Origin of the sequence: Clostridium sp. RTP31139st1_H3_RTP31139_211217 (assembly GCF_040227035.1) — a bacterium.
Lineage (GTDB): Bacteria > Bacillota > Clostridia > Clostridiales > Clostridiaceae > Clostridium > Clostridium saudiense.
The window spans coordinates 13,232-17,333 of record NZ_JBCOAB010000060.1 but is presented as its reverse complement, the minus strand read 5'-3'; the positions used below and the strand labels follow the sequence as shown (position 1 = coordinate 17,333).

The following is a 4,102-nucleotide window of genomic DNA, read 5'->3' as shown; positions in this document are numbered from 1 at the left end:
CGCCAGCGTTCGTCCTGAGCCAGGATCAAACTCTCACTAAAAAGTTTAATCATTTGCTCAAATTACTTTGAGTCTTTATTTTAAGACTCTCAAAAGAATTGCTGGTTTACTTAATTTATATTCTGTTCAATTTTCAAAGATCATTTGCAATCAACCTGACTGCCTATTCATAATATCATTTATCTTTTTATCTGTCAACACTTTTTTAAAACTTTTTTTTGAAGTTTTATTTGTTCATGTTTTAGACCTTCGTCTCAAGAACTTTTTTTAATTTGTTCCCGACGACGTGTTTTATATTAACATGATTAATAATATGCAAGCTATATTATTTTGCGATATTATGCTATTTATTTTTATCTTTCTCATTATATCTATATAATTCTAACTTTTTCTTATATTGATACACCAGGATTTGTTGTTGCTATTCCCTTGCATATATTTAACATATTTAGTAGTTATTAAACTTCTCCACGTTCATATCCTATTATTTTCATAACGAAATTTATTGATATATGATCCCAATCTAATTGATTTTTTAAAAAAATAACTACATTTAACAAAGTATTTATATTATAAAAGCAAAAAAATAATTAATCTTTTAAAATTCTTGCTCTTACTTATATACTCTATTCAATGTAGTTATATAGACTTTACTTTTTATATCTTAATAAAAATAAATTACTTTTAAATATTATTTACTATTTCTTTAAACTTATTTCCTCTAACTGCAAAATTAGGGAACATATCAAAAGATGCACAAGCTGGTGATAAAGTTATAATATCCCCTTCCTTTGCAATTTCTTTAGCTTTAATTACAGCTTCTTCTAATGAATTAACCATAATACTAGGAACTTCTATCCCCTTCTCATCTTTTAATTTATCAAAAGCTTCTTTTATTAAATATCTAGTATCTCCCATAAGAATTATTTCTTTTATAAAAGGATACCCCTGTTCAGCTAGCGGTTCAAAAGGTATATGTTTATCATATCCACCAGCTATAAGTATTACCTTCTTCTCAAATGCAAATAATCCAGCTAACGTTCTAGTAGGACTTGATGCTATAGAATCATTATAATACTTCACACCATCAATTTCTCTTACCAATTCACATCTATGCTCTACTCCTGCAAATGTCTCAGCTACTTTTTTCATTGTTTCAATTTCAACATCATCCTTTGTAGCTATAAATGCAGCTAAATAATTTTCTACATTATGCATACCTTTAATTACTATATCATTTTTCTTACAAACTTCTTTCCCTTCTAAATATAAGGTACCATCTTTATAGTATGAACCATTTGTAATAACTCTTTTTGATGAAAATTCTCTAACATGCCCTTTAGCTTCCTTTTCAAATCTATAAGTTATTTCATTTTCTCTATTTAAAACTAATACATTATCTTCATTTTGATATAAGAATATATTTTTCTTTGCATCAATATATTCCTGCATATCCTTATGCATATCTAAGTGATTAGGTGCTAAATTAGTAACAACTGCTACATCTATTGGAGAATCCATTGTCATAAGCTGAAAGCTTGACAACTCTAAAACTACCATATCATCAGCATTTATTTCTTCTATATTAGAAAATAAAGGTGTACCTATATTTCCCCCAACCCAAGTTTTATATCCTTGAGCTTCTAATAACTTTGATATTATAGTAGTAGTTGTTGTCTTGCCATCAGATCCTGTTACTCCATATATTTTCCCTTTACAATACTTAACGAACTCTTCCATTTCAGATGTAATATACGCACCTTCATTCTTCGCTCTAACTAGAGCCTCGCAATCTATTCTCATTGATGGAGTTTTAAAAACTACCTCAAATCCAGTTAATTTCTCTAAATATCCCTTACCTAACTCTAACTTAACACCTTTTGATTTGAATTCACTTGCTATTTTTCCTAATTCATTTTCTTCCTTCATATCAAAAGCTGTTACTTCAGCGCCTAACTTTACTAAAAAATTTATTAAAGGAATATTACTTACACCAATACCTACAACAGCAACATTTTTACCATTAATAAAACTTTTAAATTCCTTAAACTCTCTCATTACTGCCTCCAACTAAATTATATTACTTTATAATTTATAACTATTAATAATTCTTACCAATATACAAATAATTATATCATTATACTTTCTCACATTCTATAAATATAAAATTAAAAACACTTTTTAAAAATAAAAACAGCAAGAAATAATTATTAATAATCATCTCTTGCTGTTTCTTAATTAAAACTCTAAACTTTTAGCAATAAAGTGAGTTAATTTACTAATTTCAACTCTTTCTTGAGTCATAGAGTCTCTGTGTCTTATAGTAACGCATCCATCATTTTCAGTTTCAAAGTCAACTGTAATACAGAAAGGTGTTCCTATCTCATCTTGTCTTCTATATCTCTTACCAATACTTCCTGTTTCATCATATTCAACATTAAATTTCTTTGCTAACATTGAGTATACTTCATCAGCTTTATCTGATAACTTCTTAGATAATGGTAATACAGCTGCCTTATATGGAGCTAAAGCTGGATGTAAATGCATAACTGTTCTTACATCTCCACCTTCTAACTCTTCTTCATCATAAGCATCTACTAAGAATGCTAAAGCAACTCTATCAGCTCCTAATGATGGTTCTATACAATATGGTATATATTTCTCATTAGTTGTTGGATCTAAATATGACATATCAGTTCCTGAATGTTCTGCATGTTTCTTTAAGTCATAGTCTGTTCTATCAGCTATTCCCCAAAGTTCTCCCCAACCAAATGGGAATAAGTATTCTATGTCAGATGTTGCATTCGAATAGAATGATAACTCTTCTTCACCGTGATCTCTCATTCTTAAAGATTCTGGCTTTACTCCTAAATTTAATAAGAAGTTCCAACAGTAGTCTTTCCAATATCCAAACCACTCTAAATCAGTACCTGGTTTACAGAAGAATTCTAATTCCATTTGTTCGAACTCTCTTGTTCTAAAAGTAAAGTTTCCTGGAGTAATTTCATTTCTGAAAGATTTACCTATTTGAGCTATACCAAATGGAACTTTCTTTCTTGAAGTTCTTTGAACTGATTTGAAATTTACAAATATACCTTGTGCAGTTTCTGGTCTTAAATATACCGTATTTGCAGAATCCTCTGTTATACCTTGGAAAGTCTTAAACATTAAATTAAACTTTCTTATATCAGTATAATTCATTTTTCCACATTTAGGACAAACTATGTTATTCTTAGTTATGTATTCCATTAGTTCTTCATTAGTCCATCCATCAGCACAAGCAACTTCTACTCCATTTTCAGTCATATGATCTTCTACTAATTTATCTGCTCTAAATCTTGATTTACATTCTTTACAATCCATTAATGGATCTGAAAATCCTCCAACGTGTCCTGATGCAACCCAAACTTCTGGATTCATTAATATCGCACAATCTACTCCAACGTTATATGGACTTTCTTGAACGAATTTTTTCCACCAAGCTTTTTTTACATTGTTTTTGAATTCAACTCCTAATGGACCGTAATCCCATGAGTTTGCAAGTCCTCCGTAAATTTCTGATCCAGGGAATATAAATCCTCTACTTTTACATAAAGCAACTATTTTATCCATAGTCTTTTCTACTGCCATTTTACTACCTCCATTTTTTACGATAACTTTATTTCTATAAATTATATACAAATAAATTATTCGTATTTATTTTTTATAATAAAAAAAGCCTTATAACCATAAAGGGACGAAAATAAATTCCGCGGTTCCACCCTTCTTGGCTAAAGCCCAACTTTACAAACTACACTCAAAAGCTCCCTTCATCTTAACTTTTTAATGATTTACACCACCCATCATCTCTCTAAAAAAAATATTAAAACTACTCTTCTTTTTCATCGTGCTTTATTAAATTATATATTAATTTTATCAAACACCTTATATATGTCAAGAAAAATTATATATTCTTTTACCTTATATAACAAAAGAGTTTTGTATCAACAGACATTATCTGCTCCTACAAAACTCTTTTAAAATAAAAATGGCTCCGCGAAGAGGACTCGAACCTCCAGCCTATCGGTTAACAGCCGAGTGCTCCACCATTGAGCTATCGCGG

2 protein-coding genes, 1 tRNA gene and 1 other annotated feature are annotated in these 4,102 nt (G+C 29.5%); all 3 genes read right to left on the bottom strand.

Annotation, left to right across the window (positions count from 1 at the left end; genetic code table 11):
* Positions 1-684: 684 nt before the first annotated feature.
* Positions 685-2,058, bottom strand: a complete 1,374-nt coding sequence (murD, locus tag ABUA17_RS16600) for a UDP-N-acetylmuramoyl-L-alanine--D-glutamate ligase (RefSeq protein ID WP_195951783.1) — start codon at positions 2,056-2,058, stop codon at positions 685-687.
* Positions 2,059-2,238: 180 nt separating this feature from the next.
* Positions 2,239-3,630 carry a glycine--tRNA ligase gene (locus tag ABUA17_RS16595; protein ID WP_042403005.1) on the bottom strand — a complete coding sequence of 464 codons (1,392 nt, stop codon included), beginning with the start codon at positions 3,628-3,630 and terminating at the stop codon, positions 2,239-2,241.
* Positions 3,631-3,729: 99 nt separating this feature from the next.
* Positions 3,730-3,894: a binding site (T-box leader), on the bottom strand.
* Positions 3,895-4,028: 134 nt separating this feature from the next.
* Positions 4,029-4,102, bottom strand: a tRNA-Asn gene (locus ABUA17_RS16590).